Annotated in this window: 17 protein-coding genes; 13 read left to right on the top strand and 4 right to left on the bottom strand. The window is 65.7% G+C overall.

Annotated features, from left to right (window positions below; translation table 11 throughout):
* Window positions 1-259: 259 nt before the first annotated feature.
* From fliL to BBTA_RS25695, 6 genes are all read left to right on the top strand, one after another.
* Entirely contained in the window at window positions 260-754 is a 495-nt protein-coding gene (fliL, locus tag BBTA_RS25720; protein ID WP_012045430.1) for a flagellar basal body-associated protein FliL, read from the top strand.
* A 19-nt stretch (window positions 755-773) separates the two neighbouring features.
* The gene (fliM, locus tag BBTA_RS25715; protein ID WP_012045429.1) at window positions 774-1,976 is read left to right on the top strand and encodes a flagellar motor switch protein FliM; all 1,203 of its coding nucleotides are present in this window, start codon (window positions 774-776) and stop codon (window positions 1,974-1,976) included.
* The gene (locus tag BBTA_RS25710; protein ID WP_012045428.1) at window positions 1,973-2,452 is read left to right on the top strand and encodes a DUF6468 domain-containing protein; all 480 of its coding nucleotides are present in this window, start codon (window positions 1,973-1,975) and stop codon (window positions 2,450-2,452) included. Before fliM ends, BBTA_RS25710 begins: the two co-directional genes overlap by 4 nt.
* A complete protein-coding gene (locus BBTA_RS25705; RefSeq protein WP_012045427.1) occupies window positions 2,449-3,219 on the top strand; it encodes a MotE family protein in 771 nt (256 codons plus the stop codon). The genes BBTA_RS25710 and BBTA_RS25705 overlap by 4 nt, the downstream gene beginning before the upstream one ends.
* A gap of 103 nt (window positions 3,220-3,322) precedes the next feature.
* On the top strand, window positions 3,323-7,072 hold the full coding sequence (locus BBTA_RS40900) for a hypothetical protein (RefSeq protein ID WP_012045426.1): 3,750 nt from the start codon (window positions 3,323-3,325) through the stop codon (window positions 7,070-7,072).
* Between the two features lie 38 nt (window positions 7,073-7,110).
* Window positions 7,111-7,347 carry a hypothetical protein gene (locus BBTA_RS25695; RefSeq protein ID WP_012045425.1) on the top strand — a complete coding sequence of 79 codons (237 nt, stop codon included), beginning with the start codon at window positions 7,111-7,113 and terminating at the stop codon, window positions 7,345-7,347.
* 89 nt (window positions 7,348-7,436) lie between these two features.
* Here BBTA_RS25695 and BBTA_RS25690 read toward each other — a convergent pair whose 3' ends face one another.
* From BBTA_RS25690 to BBTA_RS25675, 4 genes are all read right to left on the bottom strand, one after another.
* Window positions 7,437-9,575, bottom strand: coding sequence for a PQQ-dependent dehydrogenase, methanol/ethanol family (locus BBTA_RS25690; protein WP_012045424.1), 2,139 nt, complete (start codon window positions 9,573-9,575; stop codon window positions 7,437-7,439).
* Window positions 9,576-10,041: 466 nt separating this feature from the next.
* The gene (locus tag BBTA_RS25685) at window positions 10,042-10,917 is read right to left on the bottom strand and encodes an alpha/beta fold hydrolase (protein WP_012045423.1); all 876 of its coding nucleotides are present in this window, start codon (window positions 10,915-10,917) and stop codon (window positions 10,042-10,044) included.
* 69 nt (window positions 10,918-10,986) lie between these two features.
* On the bottom strand, window positions 10,987-11,691 hold the full coding sequence (gene fliP / locus BBTA_RS25680) for a flagellar type III secretion system pore protein FliP (protein WP_012045422.1): 705 nt from the start codon (window positions 11,689-11,691) through the stop codon (window positions 10,987-10,989).
* 44 nt (window positions 11,692-11,735) lie between these two features.
* Window positions 11,736-12,788: a flagellar biosynthetic protein FliO gene (locus BBTA_RS25675; RefSeq protein WP_012045421.1), complete on the bottom strand. Its 1,053-nt coding sequence runs from the start codon at window positions 12,786-12,788 to the stop codon at window positions 11,736-11,738.
* 355 nt (window positions 12,789-13,143) lie between these two features.
* Here BBTA_RS25675 and flgB point away from each other — a divergent pair, with 355 nt between their 5' ends.
* From flgB to cckA, 7 genes are all read left to right on the top strand, one after another.
* Window positions 13,144-13,551, top strand: coding sequence for a flagellar basal body rod protein FlgB (gene flgB / locus BBTA_RS25670; protein ID WP_012045420.1), 408 nt, complete (start codon window positions 13,144-13,146; stop codon window positions 13,549-13,551).
* 28 nt (window positions 13,552-13,579) lie between these two features.
* The gene (gene flgC / locus BBTA_RS25665) at window positions 13,580-14,005 is read left to right on the top strand and encodes a flagellar basal body rod protein FlgC (RefSeq protein ID WP_012045419.1); all 426 of its coding nucleotides are present in this window, start codon (window positions 13,580-13,582) and stop codon (window positions 14,003-14,005) included.
* Between the two features lie 16 nt (window positions 14,006-14,021).
* The gene (gene fliE / locus BBTA_RS25660; protein WP_012045418.1) at window positions 14,022-14,378 is read left to right on the top strand and encodes a flagellar hook-basal body complex protein FliE; all 357 of its coding nucleotides are present in this window, start codon (window positions 14,022-14,024) and stop codon (window positions 14,376-14,378) included.
* A 147-nt stretch (window positions 14,379-14,525) separates the two neighbouring features.
* The gene (gene fliQ, locus BBTA_RS25655; protein WP_008965881.1) at window positions 14,526-14,789 is read left to right on the top strand and encodes a flagellar biosynthesis protein FliQ; all 264 of its coding nucleotides are present in this window, start codon (window positions 14,526-14,528) and stop codon (window positions 14,787-14,789) included.
* Window positions 14,790-14,992: 203 nt separating this feature from the next.
* On the top strand, window positions 14,993-15,760 hold the full coding sequence (gene fliR, locus BBTA_RS25650) for a flagellar biosynthetic protein FliR (protein ID WP_012045417.1): 768 nt from the start codon (window positions 14,993-14,995) through the stop codon (window positions 15,758-15,760).
* 14 nt (window positions 15,761-15,774) lie between these two features.
* Window positions 15,775-16,854, top strand: a complete 1,080-nt coding sequence (gene flhB / locus BBTA_RS25645; RefSeq protein WP_012045416.1) for a flagellar biosynthesis protein FlhB — start codon at window positions 15,775-15,777, stop codon at window positions 16,852-16,854.
* Window positions 16,855-17,009: 155 nt separating this feature from the next.
* Complete coding sequence (gene cckA, locus BBTA_RS25640) at window positions 17,010-19,577, top strand: cell cycle histidine kinase CckA (protein WP_041750888.1); 2,568 nt, start codon at window positions 17,010-17,012, stop codon at window positions 19,575-19,577.
* Window positions 19,578-19,668 lie beyond the last annotated feature (91 nt).

The raw sequence follows: 19,668 nt of genomic DNA, 5'->3' as shown, positions 1-19,668 counted from the left end.
CAACTCTAAAAGTCTAGTAATTTCAATGGTTTGAATTTCTCGCCGCGCCCGAAACACCCGGCAATAACGGCTTATCAACCATAATTGCCCGGCAAGATTTTCCCACCGCCTCAACAAAAGAAAGCTTCCGTTAACCATTGTTACCGTAGCGTTCCCTCAACGAAGCGCAGATGCGCTGGGAGCGTTGGTTTCGCGTCATTGTGCTTTCTGGCGGCATCGGTTCGACTTCCCGTGATTTTCCTTGGGGATCCCGAAGGCCATGGCTGAGAATGAAGGCGGAGCAGGCGAAGGCGAAGAACAAGCCGGCGCGCCGAAGAGCAAGCTCAAGCTGATCATCATGATCGTCGGTGTCCTGGCGCTGCTCGGCATCGGCGGCGCTGCGTATTTCTTCTTCTTCAGCCACAAGAACGACGAGCATCACGCCGAGGCGGCGCCGGCGCCGAAGCCGCCGGCCTTCGTCGAAGTGCCGGATCTCTTGGTCAACCTCGTCGGTAATCCCGGCGACCGCGTCCAATATCTAAAAGTGAAGATCGTGCTCGAGGTGAAGGAGGAGAAGCAGGTCGAGCATATCAAGCCGACGCTGCCGCGCGTCACCGACATCTTCCAGACCTATCTGCGCGAACTCCGCCCGAGCGATCTCAATGGCTCGGCGGGCCTGTTCCGGCTGAAGGAGGAGCTCACCAAGCGGGTCAACGTCGCGCTGGCGCCCAACCAGGTCAACGCGGTGTTGTTCAAGGAAATCGTGGTCCAGTAAGGCACGGAAGCGCAAGATCATGGCAGGCAACGATCCAGTCGACCAAGATGCGATAGCCGCGCAATGGGAAGCCTCGCTCGATTCGGAGGATCCCGCAGAGGCCGCGGAAGCCGCAGCAGCTAACGAGCTCACCGAATCGATGGCCCTGCAATGGGCCGCGATGGTCGAGGACGGCAGCCGCGATTTCGGCGCCACCAAGAACGGCGGCGAGCGGGTGCTGTCGCAGGAGGAGATCGACAACCTCCTCGGCTTCACCGCAGGCGAGGTCAATCTCGACGACCATTCCGGCATTCGGGCGATCATCGATTCGGCGATGGTCTCCTACGAGCGTCTGCCGATGCTCGAAATCGTCTTCGACCGCCTGGTGCGGCTGATGACGACGTCCTTGCGCAACTTCACCTCCGACAACGTCGAGGTCTCGCTCGACCGCATCACCTCGGTGCGCTTCGGCGACTACATGAACTCGATCCCGCTGCCGGCCGTGCTGTCGGTGTTCAAGGCGGAGGAGTGGGAGAATTTCGGGCTCGCGACCGTCGACTCGACCCTGATCTATTCGATCATCGACGTGCTGCTGGGCGGCCGCCGCGGCAATACCCAGCTGCGCGTCGAGGGCCGGCCCTACACCACGATCGAGACCAATCTGGTCAAGCGCCTGATCGAGGTGGTGCTGAGCGACGCCGAGCAGGCGTTCCGGCCGCTGTCGCCGGTGCGCTTCACGATCGACCGTCTGGAGACCAATCCGCGTTTCGCCGCGATCAGCCGGCCCGCCAATGCCGCGATCCTGGTGAAGCTGCGGATCGACATGGAGGATCGCGGCGGCAATATCGAACTCCTGCTGCCCTATGCGACGATCGAGCCGATCCGGCCGGTGCTGTTGCAGATGTTCATGGGCGAGAAGTTCGGCCGCGACCCGGTCTGGGAAGGCCATTTCGCCACCGAGATTGCCCAGGCCGAGGTCGCCGTCGACGCGGTGCTCTACGAGGCCGACGTGCCCCTGAAGCAATTGATGCGGCTCAAGGTCGGCGACACCCTGCCGCTCGACATCCGCCCGGATGCGCTGGTCGCGGTCCGTTGCGGCAGCACGATGCTGACGGAGGGACGCATGGGCCGGGTCGGCGACCGCGTCGCGATCCGTGTCACCAAGAATTTGCGCAAGCCCAATACTACACTCGCAATGTTTGAAGGCGCCGAAGGCCAGAACAAATTGATGGAGGCCCAATGAACCACTCGCTCGGATTGATCATCGAAAGCCTGGTGGCGGTCCTTCTGGTGCTGACCATCGGCTATTGCATGCTGCTGAACTCCAGACTCAAGCGGCTGAAGGCCGACGAACATTCGCTCAAGGCGGTCATCGCCGAGCTGATCACCGCGACCGAGATCGCCGAGCGGGCGATCGGCGGCCTCAAGCTTGCGGTACGCGACGTCAACGAGAATCTCGGCAACCAGCTCGCGGCCGCGACGCAGATGTCGGATCAACTGCGCAAGCAACTGGCCGAGAGCGACGGCGTCGTGCGCCGGCTGTCGCGCATCGCCAGCGCCGCGCGGCCGATCACCGCGCCTGAAGCCGCGTCGGAGCCTGCGCCCGCGCCGGTGCCGGCGATCACTGCCGAGCCGGTCCGCGTCTCCAGCGCCAAGGCGGTCGCCGCAGCGGCTCAGGCATTCTCTGAACGTCGAAGGACCGGTGGCCTCGCTGCATGAATGCGTTTCGTAACATCCGAGTCATTCCCGTCGTCCTGATTGCGGTGGCCTGCCTCGCGGTCCTGAAGGTGGCCGGCCTCGTGATCGATGGCGGCTACGTCTTCGAGTACAATCCGCAGGCGACCAAGCGGTCCTGGGCGCAGGAAAACCTGGGCTATCCGGGCCGCGAGGACAATGACCTCGTCACCGGCTCGACCCATGGCGAGCCGAAGGAGAAGAAGGAAGAGGCGCCGAAGCCGGCCGCCCCGGCGACCAAGCCGGACGGCGTCGTCATCAAGCCGGAAGAAAATCAGCAGCAGGTGTCGCCGGCAGAGAAGGCGATCCTCGAGCGGCTGCAGTCGCGCCGCCAGGAGCTCGACGCGCGCGCCCGCGAGATCGACATCCGCGAGAGCCTGTTGCGCGCCGCCGAGCAGCGCATCCAGTCCAAGACCGAGGAGATGAAGGCGATCGAGAGCCGGATTTCCGGTGCGCAGGCGGCGAAGACGGAGGCCGACAACGCCCGCTTCAAGAGCATCGTCACGATGTATGAGGGCATGAAGCCGAAAGACGCCGCCAAGGTGTTTGACAGGCTCGACATGTCGGTGCTGATCGAGATCGCGTCCCAGATCGCCCCGCGCAAGATGTCCGACATTCTCGGCCTGATGACGCCGGAGGCGGCCGAGCGGCTCACGGTGGAGCTGGCGCGCCGGGCGGGCGCGGACAAGCCCGACACCAGCGCCGAACTGCCGAAGATCGAAGGCAAGATCGTGCCGGTCAGGACCAATTGAACCGCATGTTTAATGCGCCCTTAAACGCCGGCTCCTAGACTTCCGGCGTGGCGGGGCAGGCGTATCCGTCGCGTTACGGATGACGAACTGGAAGCTTGTGACCATGGCGCGCATGACTCCCATCGGATTGCGGTCGCAGGTCCGCGCGCGCATGCGCGCCGGCATTGCGTTGGCGTCGGCCATCATCATCGGAATGCTGCTGTCGACGGTTGCGGCCGGCGCGGCGCCGGTGTCCGGCGAGGCGAGCCTGTCGGCCCAGAACGGCTATGCGCGTCTGGTGCTGAAATTCGCCGAGGACGTCGGCGCCGAGGTGACCACGGCCGGATCGATCCTGCTGATCAGGTTCGATCGGCCCGCGAATATCCCGATCGATCGCTGGACGGATGCGGCGCCGGACTACATCGCCTCGGCGCGTGGCGACCCGGACGGCTCGGCGTTGCGGCTATCGCTGTCGCGCAAGGTGCGCGTCAACACCATGACCGCGGGCGAGCGCGTCTTCATCGACCTGTTGCCGGACAGCTGGACCGGCCCGCCGCCGCCGCTGCCGGCCGAGGTGGTGCGCGAGCTCGCCGAGCGCGCCCGCGCCGCCGAGCGTGCGCTGCGGCTGCAGCGCGCAGAGGCGGAATCCAAGAAGCGCCCGCCGATCCGGGTGCGCGCGCTGGTGCAGCCGACCTTCGTGCGCTTCGTGTTCGAGATCCCCGACGGGGTCGGCATCTCCTCGGTGCTCAACGACCAGAAGCTGTCGCTGTTCTTCACGGCGCCCCTGTCGTTCGATCTCGCCGACGCCAAGATCGTGGCGCCGCCGAACGTCGCCGCGATCAATCAGCGCATCGACGGCACCAGGACCGTGGTCGAGATCGGCATGATCGGCGAGGTCGACGTCCACGCCTTCCGCGACGAGAAGAACTACAATATCGACGTGGCCTATGTGCAGCCGGACAAGAAGGTGGCCGCGGTCTCCTCCGATACGCTGCCGGGCGCCAATGCGGCCGCCGCCGAGAAGCCCAATGGTGACAAGCCGAATGGCGAGAAGCCGAAGCAGGCCACCCTGCCGGAGATCGTGCCGCCGACCTCCGAGACGATCGCGAAAGAGATGAAGGCCGAGGCCAAGCCCGCGCCGGCCATGGCCACGCCAGCGACCGAGACCGCCGCCGCGCCGGCCATGGCCGAGAAGGCCGAGCCGGCCAGGCCCGAAGCTGCCAAATCCGAGCCGCCGCAGGCCGAAGCCGCCAGGGCCGAGCCGAAGCTTGAGGCTGCCAAGCCCGAGACGATGAAGTCCGAGACGACGAAGTCCGAGACGGCAAAGTCCGAGGCAGCGAAGCCCGACATCGCCAAGGCCGAACCCGCCAAGCCGGTCGAGAAGATGGCCGAGAAGCCCGTGGAGACGACCGCGAACGGGGCCGCCACGCTCGAAGCGCTGCGCGACAGCGACGGCCTGCGGCTCACCTTCGGCTTCGGCCAGGTCACGCCGGCGGCGCTGTTCCGCCGCGGCGACACCGTGTGGATGGTGTTCGATTCGACCAAGCCCGTCGATGTCGAGCCGATCAAGGCCAAGGGCGGCGCCATCGTCGGCGAGGCCAACCGGATGCCGCTCGACAAGGGACAGGCGATCCGGATCAGGCTCAACCGGCCGCAGATGCATTCGCTGTCCAGCGACGATGGCGGCCGCAGCTGGACGCTGGCCTTTGCCGACAAGGGCCAGAGCAACCAGCAGCCGCTGATGGTGATGCGCAATGTCACCGATCCCGCGCTGGCCAATGTCATGGTGCCGCTCGCCAATCCCGGGGCAGGGTTGCTGCACCGGCTGACCGATCCCGATGCCGGTGACACGCTGCTGGTGGTGACCGCGCCACCGCCGATCCGCGGCTTCATCAAGCGCCAGGATTTCGTCGACCTGTCGCTGCTCGATTCCATTCACGGCATCGCGGTGCGCCCGAATTCGGAGGATGTCGCTGTCGAGATCGCGCCCGACAAGGTGATCCTTGGCCGTCCCGGCGGCCTGACTTTGTCCTCGATCGGCTTCTCGCCGGAGCGCGCGCCGACCGCCGTACGGCCGATGTTCGACATCGACGAGTGGCAGCGCAACCAGAACCAGCCTTTCCTGGCGCGCCAGGACGCGCTGATCAAGGCCGCCGCCGATGCGGAGCCGGAGCGGCGCGCCCAGGCGCGGCTCGCGCTGGCGCGCTTCTACATGGCGCGGGCGATGTATCCAGAGGCGCGCGGCGTCACCAACCTGATGATCTCGGACGGTGATCCGCGCACCGACGAGACCGCGATGCTGATGATCCATGCGGTCGCCAGCATCCTGATGGGGCGGCCCGATCAGGGCCTGAAGGATCTCGCGACGTCCTCGATCGGCAACAATTTCGACTCGCAGATGTGGAAGGGCCTCGCTTATGCGCGGCAGGGCAAGTTTGCCGACGCCCGCGAGAAGCTGAAGAATGTCGAGTTCGCCATCGCCTCGCTGCCGCTCGATCTGCAGCGCATCGTGATCGCGGATGCGATGAAGTCGGCGCTCGAGATCAAGGATTTCGCCGGTGCTGCCAAGCGGCGGGCCGAGCTCGACGTGACCGGCGTGTCGCCCGACATGAAGCCGGACGTGGCCGTGCTGCGCGGCCGGCTGGCCGAGGCCATGGCGCAGGAGAAGGATGCGCTCGACGAGTATCGCGCCGCGATCAATTCCAGCGACCGGATGGCCGCGGCCGAAGCCAAGCTCCTGGAGATCAAGCTGCTGCAGAAGCGCGGTGAGATCAAGCCGGCCGATGCGCTGAAGGAGCTGGAGACGCTGCAGGCGATCTGGCGCGGCGACGTGGTCGAGGTGCAGGCCTTGCAGATGATGTCGCAGCTCTATGAGGAGGCCGGCCGCTATGCCGACTCGCTCGAAGCCGCGCGCATGGCGACCCGCCTGATGCCGAATTCGGACATGGCGCGCCAGGCCCAGGACAATGCATCACGGCTGTTCTCGCAGCTGTTCCTCAGCGGCAAGGCCGATGACCTGCCGCCGGTCGACGCGCTCAGCATCTTCTACGGCTTTCGCGAGCTGACCCCGATCGGCCGGCGCGGCGACGAGATGATCCGCAAGCTGGCCGATCGCCTGGTCGGCATCGATCTGCTCGATCAGGCCGCCGAGCTGCTGCAGTACCAGGTCGATCGCCGTCTCGAAGGCGCGGCGCGGGCCCAGGTGGCGGCGCGCCTCGCCATGGTCTATCTGACCAATCGCAAGCCGGATCGCGCCATCGAGGCGCTGCGCACGACCCGCATTGCCGATCTCTCGGGCGAACTGCGCCAGCAGCGGCTGCTGCTGGAGGCACGCGCCAACAGCGACATCGGCCGTCATGATCTCGCCCTCGACATCATCACCAACGTGATCGGTCGCGAGGCGATCCGGCTGCGCTCCGACATCTACTGGGCGTCGCGGCGCTGGCGCGAGGCTTCCGAGCAGATCGAGCTCTATTACGGGGACCGCTGGCGCGATTTCCGCCCGCTCAATCCGGCCGAGCGCGGCGACATCCTGCGCGCCGTCGTCGGCTATGCGCTGGCTGACGACGCCATCGGCCTGGCTCGCTTCCGCGAGAAATATGCGCCGCTGATGACCGGCGAGGCCGACAAGCTCGCCTTCGACGTCGCCAGCAAGCCGGCGAGCGGATCCAGCGCCGAGTTCGCCCAGATCGCCAAGATGGCGGCGAGCGTCGATACGTTGGACGGCTTCCTGCGCGATATGAAGGCGCGCTTCCCCGACGCGACCGGCAAGTCGTCGCCGGAAGGCGGCAAGGATGCCGCCAAGGTCGAGCCGGAGACCACCGGGAGCCTGCCGCGCATCAAGGGCGTCAAGCAGGCGATCGTCGGCCGTTGAGGTCGACGCATGGCGCACGGGCGGGAGGACATGATCAGATGACCAAGCCGACCAAGACCGAAGCCGAGCTCATCGCGATGGCCAAGGAGGAGCTGAAGGCGCGGGTCGATTGTCCCGCCGGCATGGCGATCTCGGTGCTGCGCTGGGGCACCAAATGGGAGTTCCGCGCCAAGGCCGACCCGGGCACGGCGACGCTGCCGGGCTATCCCGAGAGCGTCGCGATGCTGGTGAAGATCGGCGATCAGCTGAGCAAGCAGTACGACGTCGCAGGCTGAGGCGAAGCAGCTGCTCGCAGCTGGGGCCGGGGGCCGCATGACCAGGGCGCGGGCGCCCCGGTGCGGTGGACCAGGCCAGGCATGGAGAGCTACTTCTTCGGCCGGATGGCGTCGGCCGTGGCCTGGATGAAGGCTTGGATCTTCACCACGTCCTCCTCCTTGAGCTTGTCGGTGAAGTCGGGCATGCCGCGCTCGCGGAACGGTCCGTTGAAGACGATGTCCTTCAGCTTGGTGATCTCTTCGGCCGGCACGTAGCCGAGATTGCGGATGTTGCCGCCCTTGTCCACGCCGGGCACGCCGTGGCAGGTGGCGCAGGCGGCGATGTAAAGCGCGGTGCCCTCGGGCACGTCCTTGGGATCATATTTCACGCCCTGCAGCAGTCCCTCGGTCTGGTACTTCACGAACTCCGGCAGCTTGGCCTTGGCGCCGACGGCAAAGGTGTAGACCGTGCCCGGAGTCCGCAGTTCGGTGGCGCGCTGCGCCAGCCCGTAGACACCGCCCCAGCCGACGGCGATCGAGACATATTGCACCCCGTCGATCATGTAGGTCGAGGGGGCCGCGACGACGCCGGTGCCGGTGGGCGTCTCCCACAGCATCTTGCCGTTCCGCGCATCATAGGCCACGAAGCGGCCATCGGCGGTGCCCTGGAAAACCAGATTGCCAGCCGTCGTCAACGTGCCGCCATTCCAAGGCGAGACGTGCTCAATGCGCCAGACTTCCTTCTGCTGCACCGGATCCCAGGCCAGTAGGCGTCCGAACGCCGGGGCCTTCGGCGGCGTCGCGTTCAGCATGAAGCCGAGATTCCACGCCGTGACCCCGCCGAACTTGCCCGGCGTCGGCGCATTGTTCACGAAGCTCTTCTCCGGTGTGAGGTTGACCGGAATGTTCTGCGCCGGGAGATACACCAGCCCCGTCTGCGGATTGAACGACATCGGGTGCCAGTTGTGGGCCCCGTAGGGGCCGGGAACGGAGTCGTAGGGATCATCGCCGCGCGCGGCGGGCACTTCGATCGGACGGCCATTGGCGTCATAGCCGGTGGCCCAGTTCACATCGACGAAGTTCTTGGCCGAGATGAACTTGCCATTGGTGCGGTCGATCACGAAGAAGAAGCCGTTCTTCGGCGCGTGCAGGATCACCTTGCGCGGGGTGCCGTCGATGGTGATGTCGGCGAGGATCATCGGCTGGGTCGAGGTGTAGTCCCAGTGATCGCCGGGCGTCTCCTGATAGTGCCAGACATATTTGCCGGTGTCGGCATTCAGCGCGACGATCGAGGCGAGGTAGAGATTGTCGCCGCCGGACGGGCTGCGGATCTTGCGATTCCACGGCGCGCCGTTGCCGGTGCCGAGATAGACCATATTGAGGTCGGGGTCGTAGGTGATCGTGTCCCACGGCGTGCCGCCGCCACCATTGATCCAATATTTGGTCGACGGATCCCAGGTCTTGGCGGCCGTCGCCATCGACTCGTCCTCGAACGGCTTCGATGGATCGCCGGGGATGGTGAACCAGCGCCATAGCTGATTGCCGGTCTCGGAGTCATAGGCGGTGATGTAGCCCCGCGCGCCATATTCCGCGCCGCCCTGGCCGATCACGACCTTGCCGTTGAAGGCGCGCGGCGCGCCGGTGATGGTGTAGGAATGCTCGTGGTCGATCAGCGTGTCCTTCTCCCAGACCTTCTGACCGGTCGCAGCATCGAGCGCGATCAGTCGGCCGTCATAGGCGCCGACGAACACTTTGCCCTTGTAGACCGCGACGCCGCGATTGACGACGTCGCAGCATCCTTTGTAGCCCAGCTCGCGTTTCACGCCGGGATCGAAGGTCCAGATCTTCTTGCCGGTGCGGGCATCGATCGCATGGACGACGCTCCACGAGGCGGTTTGATACATGATGCCGTCGACGACGACCGGCGTGGCTTCGACGCCGCGCTCGGAGTCGAGATTGTAGCTCCACGCGAGCCCCAGATCCTTGACGTTGTCGGTGTTGATCTTGTCGAGCCTGCTGAAGCGCGTCTCGGCATAATCGAGGCCGATCGTCGGCCAGTCCTTCGATGTCGCGGTATTGGCCTTGATCATGGTGCTGTCGACGGCGGAGATCGCTGCCTTGATGCGATCGGCCGACAACTCCTCCGCAGTCGCGTGGTCTGCCGGCATCGTCACAGCGACACATAAGGCCGCTGCCGTGCTCCAGGCAGCATGAATCCAGGCCGGACGCGGGCACTTCGTCACTTCCATATCGTTCCTCCGTGGATCTCTCGCGGATCCTGCGATGATCGTAGAGGGCGATCAAAGTCTGCGTCAAGAACGACACGCCCGATGCAAGGCTGAAGTTGCGCGCTGAGACTATTTGTTGATCGTGTAGTTGCGGACATCGCGCGTCATGTCCGAGCCTCCCTGAATTGTTAGGAAAAATTCCCGATCATGAGATGTAATAACTCCGCCGTTTTCGTCTCCAATTTCTGGCTTCACGATCGCCGTACGACCAGCTAGTGTCTTCGCATCATCTTTCCGAACCACTCACCTTCGTCTCCGGCCTCCCAGTCCGGAGACTTTTTCTTTTGTGGGGGGAATGCCGAGCTTTCACGCTCAGCGATGCGACGCGCTGCTGATTCAATGAAGGCGTGCTGACCGCGGGTGGTTGTGATGCAGAAATTGTGACGCAGAAATGGAGGCGCGGCGCGTCGGTCTCGACCGGAGCCGCTCAGCCGTGAGTGCCAAGGATGAAGTCGCGGATCACGGCGAATGCGCGCTCCGGCTGATCGGACACGACGCCATGTCCGCAATCGGCGAAGCGTTCGAAGCGCACGAGGTCGGGACGCAGCGCGGCGGCGATGTCGACCTGGCACGCGATCGGCGTCATCGGATCGTCCTCCCCGCCCATCACCAGCGTCGGGCAGCTGATGCGATGAAGATCGGGCACGAGGTCGAACGACGTCACCTCGCCGCCCGGCCGGGTGAACCATTGCAGCACCGCGGGCCGGCGCAGGGCGCGGGCCATCATGTCGGGATCGTGCCCCTTGCGGGTGTAAAGCGGCAGCGCGAGGCGCTGCCACGCCTCGACCGACGCCTGATCCTTGTGTCCGCCCGTTTCGAGGAAGCGGCGCCGCGCCAGCGCGCCGACCTCCGGTCCGCCCAAACTCTCGAACAGCGCCACGCGCTGTTCGAGGTAGGACTGGCCCTTGGCCTCGGTCGAGATCAGGATCAGCTTGGCCGGGTGCTCCGGATGCCGGGTCGCATAGGACATCGCGACGAAGCCGCCGAACGAGACGCCGAGCACGATCGGATCGACGATGCCGACGATGTCGCAGAACGCTTTGACGTCGTCGCCCCATTGGGCGAGCGTCCAGAGCTCCTGCGGCCCGTCCTCGCTGCGGCCGTTGCCGCGGTGGTCGAGATAGACGAGCTGGGCAATGTCGGTGAGCGCGGAGTAGGCGGGCTTGTAGCTGGTGTGGTCGAATCCGGGGCCGCCATGCAGCAGCAGCACCGTCGGCTTCTGCCGCATCGCCGGACCGTCGGGGACGAGCGCGGCCCCCTCGACGTCGAAGTATAGCCTGACGCCATTGACGAGAACGCGCATGTAGGCCTCCCGGAGGTGTCGGGATAGGCTACGCGATCCTGGGGGGCGACGATAGCGGCGCGCCGCGGTCTACCCGCCGTAGCTCTGCACCAGGCTCCCGGCCACCAGCGACCAGCCGTCCACCAGCACGAAGAAGATCAGCTTGAACGGCAGTGACACCACCACCGGCGGCAGCATCATCATGCCCATCGACATCAGCACGGAGGCGACCACGAGGTCGATGATCAGGAACGGCAGGAATAACAGGAAGCCGATCTCGAAGGCGCGTTTGAGCTCCGAGATCATGAAGGCGGGCACCAGGATGCGCAGCGACAGCTCGTCGGGCGTCGCCGGCGGCGCCTCGCCCGAGAGATCCATGAACAGCTTGAGGTCCTTCTCGCGCACGTTCTTCTGCATGAAGCCGCGCAGCGGCACCGAGGCGCGCTGCAGCGCGTCCTCGACGCCGATCTGGTTCTCGATCAGCGGCCGGACGCCGTCGTCATAGGATTTCTGCAGCACCGGTCCCATGACGAAGGCGGTCAGGAACATCGCAAGCGCGATGATCACCGCGTTCGGCGGCGCCGTCGCGGTCCCCATCGCGGTGCGCAGCAGCGATAGCACCACGACGATGCGCGTGAACGACGTCATCATGATCAGGATCGACGGTGCGATCGACAGCACCGTGAGCAGCGCGATCAGCTGGACCGCGCGTTCAGTCACGCCGCCATTGCCCGGCCCAAGATTGATGCTGATGTCCTGCGCAGCCGCGCTCCCCGCCAGTGCGCCGGCGGCCATCAGGACAGCAATGAAAAGAACTCTACGCGGGGCGAAGCCGCCTCTCACTGAGACGACTTCGGACGGCCGAGCAGCGAGGCCATCTCGTCTTCCAGATTCTCAAAGCTCGTCTTGGCCGGCGGTGTCGGCGCCGGCTCGGCGCGCGCCGCCTGGCGCAGCGGCGTGCCTTCGGCCGGCGCGGCCGGTGCATCGGCGGAGGGACGCCGCAAAGCGGCCTCGAGACGTTGTGCCATCTCCGCGAGGTTGGCTTCGGCGCTCTGCTGCGACGGTGGCGGCGCTGGCGGGGGCGGCGGAGGTGCGGCGGGCATCTGGGCGACCGGGGCGGGAGCCGGGGCCGGCGGCGCTGCGGGCGGCTCGGGCCGCATCGGACGCCGAAGCGGCGGTAGCTTCGCCGGTGCCTCCGGCTGACGTGCTGCCTCGCTCTGCTGCGGCGACTCGGCCGGCCGCAGCGGACGCGGGATCAACGGCTCACGCGGCGCCTCACTGCGCGGCAGACGCTCGGGACGCGGCTCAACGCGCGTCTCCTCCGAACGCGGCTCAGGGCGTGGCTCCGCCCGCGGCTCGCCGCGACGGGCGAGTGGCGGCGGCTCCGGCGCAAACGCCGCCGGCTCGCGCCGTTCGGCCGCGGCCGGGGCGGTGCGGCGGACCTCGTCGATGAAGGATGGCCGGGCCGGGCGCGGCGGCAGCTCCGGCATCTGCGGCTCGGGCAACTCGACCGGCTCGCTCTTCGGCTCAGCATCGGGCCATGGAGCGGGCTCCGGGAGCGGAGCGATCCGCGCGGCCTGCGGCTCGGCGCTGAGGCCAGGGCGCTGCGGCAGCTGCTCCCGCGCCGGCATCGCACGCACAATGTTCGATTCGACCACGATGTCGGTCGGTCCGCCGATCATCAGAAGATGCTCTATGTTATCACGGCGCACCAGCACTAGGCGGCGGCGGCCATCCACAGCGGCGGCGTCGATCACGGCGAGACGGGGCATCCGGCCGCGATTCGGGTTGGTTCCCAGGCGATTCCCGGCGAATCGACGAACCAGCCAAGCGGCCAGGCCGATCAGCGCCAGCACGGCTACGAATGCAAAAAAGAACGTCAGCGCCTGCATCTCTGTCCCCGGCAAATACCGCGTCCTTTCGAAGTCTCTCGTCTGTCCAACGCATCGCCGGCAGCGAACGGAGCTTCAGAACCGGAACCACCTGTTAACGCATGACGGCAGGAACTGCCGCCCGACATCTTAATAGCCCATGAATCGGCGGGGCCAAAACGACTTCTTGGCCGGGGCTGCCGTCCCGATTTGATGCATAGCTCGGCGGCGAGCCCTGCAGATTCCTAAGAAAGCGTCAAAAACCCGGGTTTCTCCCGGGGTGCAGCGCACCGCTTTTTAACTGTTCGTTAACCATATGCACGGCAATTTCTACCTACCGAATCCGTCCGATAGTCGGACAGAACTGAGCAGCGCCATGTCCATCAACGATCTGCCCGTGCTGTCGGCGTTGCGTACCAAGATGCAATGGCACCAGGAGCGCCAGCGCGTGCTGGCCGAGAACGTGTCGAATTCCGATACGCCGAACTTCAAGCCGAAGGACCTGGTTGAACCGAAATTCGATGCAACCGGGCAGGCCGTCGGCGGCTTCGCGCCGCTCTCGCTGGCGCGCACCAGCACGGCGCATATCGCGCCGGCGTCGGGCGAGAGCGCAAGCTTCGACCAGAACCGCAAGGTCGGATTCCTGACGCGGCCGGCCGGCAATGCGGTCAGCCTCGAAGAGGAGATGCTGAAGGTCTCCGCCAACCAGATGGACTATGCCGCTGCGACCTCGCTCTACGGCAAGAGCCTGCGTCTGCTGAAGACGGCGATAGGCAAGGGCTGAGCCCGATTGAGGATGGAGACCGACTCGCATGGCCAATGACACCAGCGACTTTGTACGCTCGATGAGCATCGCAACCTCCGGCCTGCGCGCGCAGGCGGGGAGGATGCGCGTGATTTCCGAAAACATCGCCAATGCCGATTCGACAGCCGCCAAAGCCGGTGGCGACCCGTATCGCCGCAAGGTCCCGACATTCTCTTCGGCGCTCGACCGGGCGCTGGATGCCAAGGTGGTCACTCTTGGCAAAGTCGTCCCTGATCAGTCTTCGTTCCGCGTCAAATACGATCCGAGTAACCCGGCCGCGGATGCGTCCGGCAATGTCAAGTACCCGAACGTCAATCCGCTCGTTGAAATGACCGACATGCGCGACGCACAGCGGTCCTACGAAGCGAATTTGAACATCATCGGTGCCACGCGCCGGATGATCCAACGCACGCTCGACATTCTCAAGACCTAGGATAGGAACGAACGTCATGGCCTCCCCAATTTCCGCAGCGAACGCCTATGCAAATTCCGCCCGCGTGCTGGACACCGGCGGTTCGAGCAATGCCTTCGGCAGCCTTGCACGCGTGCGCGATGTGCTGGGCAATGGCAATGGCGCCGACAAGGGCGGTCCGTCGTTCAGCGCGGTGCTGAAGGATGCGATCGGCAGCGTCATGGAAACCGGCCGCAAGTCCGACAGCCAGGCCGTCGCGATGGCGGCGGGCAAGGCGAATGTGATGGATGTCGTCACGGCGGTCGCCGAGACCGACGTCGCGGTGTCGACCCTGGTCTCGGTGCGCGACCGCGTGATCCAGGCCTATGAAGACGTGATGAAGATGACGATCTGAGCTCGCTCGGATCGTGCAGGCCGATGGCGCGCGAGGGGGCGCGTCACGTTCTATCAGTTGACATGACACGGAGGGGCCGGATGTGCCGGAGCCCCACGCAATCCGAGGGCGCCAAAGCGCCCGCTGACGATGAGGGGCGGTTGGGACATGACCGGGGCTGAAACGCTCGACGTGGCGCGCGATGCGATCTGGACCATCGTGCTGGTGTCGTCGCCGCTGATGGTGGTCGGACTCGTGGTGGGCGTGGTCGTGTCGCTGTTCCAGGCGCTGACGCAGATCCAGGAGCAGACGCTGGTGTTCGTGCCGAAGATCATCGCGATCTTCGTGACGCTGCTGCTGGCCCTGCCGTTCATGGCCGATGCGCTGCATTCGCACATGATGCGGATCTCGTCGCGAATCATCGGCGGATGAGGCAATGTGCGGCGCGGCAGAGCTGTCCCTTGCAAGGGCGCTGCGACCGGTCGTGACGCGCGGCGCGGGGGGCGCTGCTGCTTTCGATCGGGCGCGAGCGGCCGTTGTGCTCGGCGCCTCTCTGGTCGCCTCGTCGCAGGCGATTTCTTCGCAGACCGGCGAGCCGCAGCATCCTGCGGCGGTCCGGGCCGGGGCGGCCGACGATGCGTATCGACATCTCGTTTCTTCCGACCCTGGCGGCCGTGTTCATGCTCGCCTTCGCCCGCATCGGCGCGATGGTGATGCTCCTGCCGGGGCTGGGCGAGGTCAATATCCCGGTCCGCATCAAGCTGGCGACCGCGCTGCTGCTCACGATGATCGTGCTGCCGCTGCATCGCCAAGCCTATCAGGTCGACCTGCAGGCCCTGTCACCGCTGCTGGTGATGATGGTGCACGAGATCGTGATCGGGATCGTGCTCGGCGCGACCGCGCGGGTGACGCTGTCGGCGCTGCAGGTCGCCGGCTCCGTGATCGCGCAGCAGATGGGGCTGGGCTTCGTCACCGCGGTCGATCCGACGCAGGGTCAGCAGGGCGTGCTGATCGGCAACTTCCTCACCATGCTGGGCGTGACGCTGCTGTTCTCGACCGACAGCCATCACCTGGTGATCGCGGCGCTCAGCGACAGCTACAAGATCTTCGCGCCGGGGGAGGTCATCCCGAGCGGCGACGTCGCCTCGCTGGCGACCCGGGCGTTCGCCGCCGCCTTCAAGATCGGGCTGCAACTGTCGGCGCCGTTCCTGGTGTTCGGCCTCGTCTTCAATATCGGGCTCGGGGTGCTGGCGCGGCTGATGCCGCAGATGCAGGTCTATTTCGTCGGCGCGCCGCTCTCGATTCTGATCGGATTCCTCATCTTCGGTCTGGTTCTGGCCGCGATGATGGGCACGTTTCTCGGCTATTTCGAAGGCGTCATTCACGAGATGATGCCGCGGTGAGGAGTGCCTGACCGATGGCCGATGAGGACGATTCCGAGGACAAAACAGAAGACCCGACGCAAAAACGCCTCGACCAGGCGCTCGAGCGCGGCGATGTCGTCAAGAGCCAGGAGCTGAACACCTGGTTCGTGATCGCCGCCGCGACCTTGGTGATGTCGACCTTCTCCGGCTCGATCGGCACCGCGGTGCTGGTGCCGATGCGCAACCTCATCGCCAATTCATGGATGATCCATACCGACGGTGCGGGCCTGCTGGCGCTGGCGCGCAGCCTGTCCTTCGCGGTGATCGCGGCCATCGGCGTGCCGATCCTGATGGTGATGCTGGCGGCGATCGCAGGCAACATGATGCAGCATCGCCTGGTCTGGTCCGGCGAGCCGCTGAAGCCGAACTTCGGCAAGATCTCGCCGCTGGCCGGGGCCAAGCGGCTGTTCGGCAAGCAGGCCGCGGCCAATTTCGCCAAGGGCATCTTCAAGCTCGTCCTGCTCGGCACGGTCATGGTCATGATCCTGTGGCCGGAGCGGCTGCGCCTCGAATCGCTGCTGCATATGGACGTCAGCGAATTGCTCGGCGTCACGATCTCGCTGACCAAGCATCTGATGGGCTCGGTGGTCGCGCTGCTCGCGCTGGTCGCGATCGGCGACTACCTGTTCCAGTACCGGCAATGGTACGAGCGCCAGAAGATGTCGGTGCAGGAGATGAAGGAGGAGTTCAAGCAGTCGGAAGGCGATCCGCACGTCAAGGGGCGCATCCGCCAGATTCGCCAGCAGCGCATGAAGAAGCGCATGATGGCGGCGGTTCCCAAGGCCTCCGTGATCATCACCAACCCGACCCACTATTCAGTCGCACTGGCCTATGAGCGCGGCATGTCGGCGCCGGTCTGCGTCGCCAAGGGCGTCGACAATATCGCCTTCAAGATCCGGGAGATCGCCAAGGCGCACGACATCCCGATCGTCGAGAATGTTCCGCTGGCGCGCGCGCTGTATGCCACCGTTGAGATCGATGCCGAGATCCCGGTGGAACATTATCACGCGGTCGCGGAGATCATCAGCTATGTGATGGGACTGCGGCGCACGCTCTCGGGGCATCCGCGATGACCGTCGATTCGGTTCGAGATCCAGCCGCAAAATACGGATAAATCATGGAATATCGGCTTGACGGGCTTGCGCTTGACCCGTCGATTCAGGCAGGTGGAAGCGGGGGCCGCCCGGATCGACCGAGGCTCCCAGCCGACAGGTCGCGTCCTTTTGCCATGAGCGCCGAACCAGACAACGATGCGTTACAGGACCAGGTGAACCTGCCGGAGCGGCCGCGCCGCAGCGGCAGCATTCTCTTGATCCTGCTCGTCGCGTTCGGCCTGGTCGCCGTGGCGATCGCGCTGATGACGATCGGCCGCGCCCAGGCGCAGCCCTATATTCTAGGCCTGCTGTCGCTGCTGGCCACCGTGGGCCTGTTCAATCTGTTCGCTTTCGCCGCGGGGATCGTCCGCTTCGCCGACAAGACGACCGACGATCCGGTGATGGGCGCGATCGCCGACCACGCCTTTGACGGGCTGGCGGTCACCGATCCGCGCGGCCACGTGGTCTATGCCAACGCCGCCTATCTCGCCATGACAGGGGCGGCGAGCGCGCAGGAGGCGCGTCCGGTCGAGCGCGTGTTCATCGGCAATCCCGACGTCTCCGAGGCCGTGTTCCGCCTGCTCAAGGCCGCGCGCGAGGGCAAGCGGCAGCAGGAGGAGGTGCGTATCACCGCTGCCGAGGGCGGCCAGGCCCGCTGGCTGCGGATGCGCGTCCGGCCGCTGGGCCAGACCAAGCGCTATGCGCGATATGCGGTGTGGTCGATCGCCGACATCACCCGGGATCGCGAGCGCCAGGAGGACGTCTTCCAGGAGCTGCAGCATGCGATCGAATATCTCGACCATGCGCCCTGCGGCTTCTTCTCCGTCAGTCCGGAGGGCAGCCTCGTTTATGTCAACGCGACCCTTGCCAACTGGCTGGATTACGACCTTGCCGAGATCGCGTCGGGGGGCCTGAAGCTGTCGGACGTGGTCTCCGGTGACGGCGCGTCATTGCTGACATCGATCGTGGCGGTGCCGGGCGAGGTTCGGACCGAGGTATTCGACATCGACCTGAAGATGCGCAGCGGCAAGACCATGCCGGCGCGGCTTTATCACAAGCTCGCCTTCGGCGCCGACGGCAAGCCGGGTGCCTCGCGCACCCTGGTCATCAGCCGCGCCCGCGACGAGCGTTCCGATCCGGAGCGCGCCGCCGAGGTGCGCTTCATGCGCTTCTTCGACCACACGCCGATGGCCATCGCGACCGTCGACCGCGGCGGCGCGGTCGTCAGGGCCAATGCGCGCTACGCCAAGCTGGCGCAGAGCGTCAGCGGCGATGCGGCGGCGGCGAAGTCGATCTTCCGCACCGTCAGCCAGCGCGACCGGCACCTGTTGATCGCCGCGATCAATCAGGCGGCGGAAGGGCAGGCCGACATTCCGCCGGTCGAGGTGATGCTGGACGGCGCCAAGGAGCGGTTCGGCCAGTTCTTCGTCACCGCCGTCGAGGAGGACGAGCGCGAGACCGAAGCCGCGATCGTCTACATGCTCGAGACCACCGAGCGCCGCGCGCTGGAGAACCAGATCAACCAGTCGCAGAAGATGGAGATGGTCGGCCAGCTCGCCGGCGGCATCGCCCACGACTTCAACAACGTGCTCTCGGCCATCATGATGGCCAACGATTTCCTGCTGAACGCGCATAAGCCGACCGACCCGTCGTTCCAGGACATTATGCAGATCAAGCAGAATGCGACCCGCGCCGCCACCCTGGTGCGGCAGTTGCTCGCTTTCTCCCGCCGCCAGACCTTGCGGCCGCAGGTGCTGGATCTCGGTGACGCGCTGTCCGATCTGACGATGCTGTTGCGCCGGCTGATCGGCGAGAAGGTCAAGCTCGACCTCGTGCACGGCCGCGATCTGTGGCCGGTCAAGGTCGACGTCTCGCAGTTCGAGCAGGTGGTCGTGAACCTCGCGGTCAATGCCCGCGACGCCATGCCGGACGGCGGCAAGCTCTCGGTTCGCACCGCCAATGTGTCGGCGGACGAGGCGGCGCAGGGCGCCTATAAAGGCATGCCGGTCGCCGACTATGTCCGCATCGAGATCAGCGATACCGGCACCGGCATTCCGGCCGAGATCCGCGAGAAGATCTTCGAGCCGTTCTTCTCGACCAAGGAGGTCGGCAAGGGAACCGGCCTCGGCCTGTCGACCGTCTACGGCATCATCAAGCAGACCGGCGGCTTCATCTATGTCGACAGCGAGGTCGGCAAGGGCACCACGTTCCAGATCTTCCTGCCGCGCCATCACGTGGTGGCGGAGGTCCCGGCCGAGCCGCAGGCCAGCAATGGCGCCGCCAAGGAAGCGCCTGCCGCCGAGGCGCCGAAGCCGCGGACCGATCTGACCGGGCAGGGCACGATCCTGCTGGTCGAGGACGAGGAGGGCCTGAGGGCGCTGAATGCGCGCGGCCTGCGCTCGCGCGGCTACAGCGTCATCGAGGCCTCCAATGGCATCGAGGCGATGGAGGCGCTGGAGGAATGCAACGGCGCGCTCGATCTCGTGGTGTCCGACGTGGTGATGCCGGAGATGGATGGGCCGACGCTGCTGAAGGTGATGCGTGAGAAGAATCCCGACATCAAGATCATCTTCGTCTCGGGCTATGCCGAGGACGCGTTCGAGAAGAGCCTGCCGGAGAACCAGCAATTCGCGTTCCTGCCGAAGCCCTTCACGCTCAGCCAACTGGTCGCGGCGGTGAAGGAAACGATGGCGCCGCAATAGGTTAGGGGAAGGGTCGGACAAGGCGGTCGAGGGCATTCAAGCCGCGACCCAGCGTCGCAGCCGCGCGGCCTCGTGCCGCCTTTCTTTTTGG

Source organism: Bradyrhizobium sp. BTAi1, from assembly GCF_000015165.1.
GTDB lineage: Bacteria > Pseudomonadota > Alphaproteobacteria > Rhizobiales > Xanthobacteraceae > Bradyrhizobium > Bradyrhizobium denitrificans.
The sequence above is the reverse complement of the archived record's forward strand: the minus strand, read 5'-3'. Positions and strand labels throughout refer to the sequence as shown.